A 1,635-nucleotide genomic window follows, 5' to 3' on the forward strand; every position below is an offset into this window, starting at 1 on the left:
TCGCCCTGGAACCCGCCGACCTCGCCGTCGCGCTGGGACGATGCGACCGCGACCGCTGCGACGAACTGGCCGACATCGACGCCCCCATCCGCGGCCTCAACGACGGCTTCGCCAGCATCTTCACCGTGTGGCGCGACGCAGCCGTGGAACCACCCACATTCATCGTCGAGGATGTGCCAGCCTGGCAGATGAAACCGATCTTCACGGTCCAAGGCGACGAGCCGTGGTGGCACGAGGTGCTGGAGGTCCCCAGCGGGGAGTACTGCATCCCCGAGTACCTCATCCCCACGCACCTGGCCCGCCCCGTCAGCAAGGTCTTCAACGACATCGCCCGCTCCGGCCCGGCGGCGGCCCTGAGGAGGCTGCCCGACTGCCTGGCCGTGGCGCGCCGCTTCGACGAGCCCCTCGCGGTCGCCACACTGGCCGCAGCCGGGGCGATCCTGGTCAAGGACCGCACAACCCTCGCCGCGGAACTGCTGCAGGCCTGGGACGAGGGACGCCTGATCCCCGACGACCTCCTCACGGCCTGGCACTCCCCCTTGTGGACTCGTCTCTGGTCAGAAACGGCGCGCCTTGGCATCGAACGGTCCGACGCCAAGGTCGCGGCCCTGCTGGCCCTCATCGCCGAGGCCGGCGGCCTCGCGCTGGCCTGGCCCCTGCTGACCGAGATCGCGGAGGAACTCGCCGCAGCCAACAAGGTCCCTGCCACCGCCTCAACCATCCTCGAGACGGTGCTCGCCCTCCTGCCCGAGGTGCCGCACAAGGTCGAGCTGCCCAACATCTGCGCCCTGGCCGCCCGCAAGGGCTCGTCGAAGGCCATCACCACCGCCCGCCTCATCAAGGACCAGCTGTGACCATCGACATCCCGAACCTCATCAGGACCAGCCAGAACGCCGAGGACCTCGTCTCCCGGCTGGAGGCACTGAGCGACGCACCTTGTCAAAACAGGCCCCGAAGTCGCTGGCCCAGTGGCGGAAGGAACTGGACCCCGGCGAGCTGACACCCAGCACGATCCGGACCGAGGAGGGGAGGATCGTCGAAACCTTCGACGAGGCCGCCTGCGAGTCGTACGACGCGCGGCACCGCATCGCCAGTCGGCTTCCCCTCGCGGCCGCCGCCCTCGAGGTTCCGGCGGCGAAGGTCCTGTCCCTGTTCGACCGCGGGCTCACATTCCACCTGCGGGAGGATGACGGACTCGAACCCTTCGTCCGGCTCGCGACCCAACGGGGCCAGGAATGGACCACGGCCTTCCTCACCGGCCTCCTGCGCAAACGTTGGGCGACCCAGACCGCCAACGCTCTCATATCGCGCCTCGTCGTCGCCTTGGATCTCCCCCTCCCCGACTCCTCCGCCTACCTCATCGGCTGGTCGGGGACGATGCCCGCCCCCGGAGAGCGCTGGCAGGACCACTTCCTCGCAGCCTGCGCCATCCCGGGCAGCTTCGACAACTCCTTCGACAGCCGGGAGGAACGCGTGGCGAGGATCCGCGAGGCAGCCACGAAACTCCGCCGCACCGAGCCCACCGACGACACCGCCCTCCTCGACGCCCTGCTGAGCGTGATCGAACGCGGCGAACGCCCCGGCCCCCAACGCGAGGCCCTGGCCTGGATCGAGGGCCTCGACCTCGACCCCACC

The 1,635-nt window shown here is 69.7% G+C and carries 2 protein-coding genes; both read left to right on the forward strand.

Going from position 1 to position 1,635, the window contains the following annotated elements:
- Positions 1 to 854, forward strand: an 854-nt coding sequence (locus EII35_RS16140) for a hypothetical protein (protein WP_221739806.1), incomplete at its 5' end; no start/stop codon positions are given.
- 82 nt (positions 855 to 936) lie between these two features.
- The coding region (locus tag EII35_RS15510; RefSeq protein WP_148098972.1) for a hypothetical protein at positions 937 to 1,635 on the forward strand (699 nt) is incomplete at its 3' end.

The organism is Arachnia propionica (assembly GCF_003932785.1).
Classification (GTDB): Bacteria; Actinomycetota; Actinomycetes; order Propionibacteriales; family Propionibacteriaceae; genus Arachnia; species Arachnia propionica_B.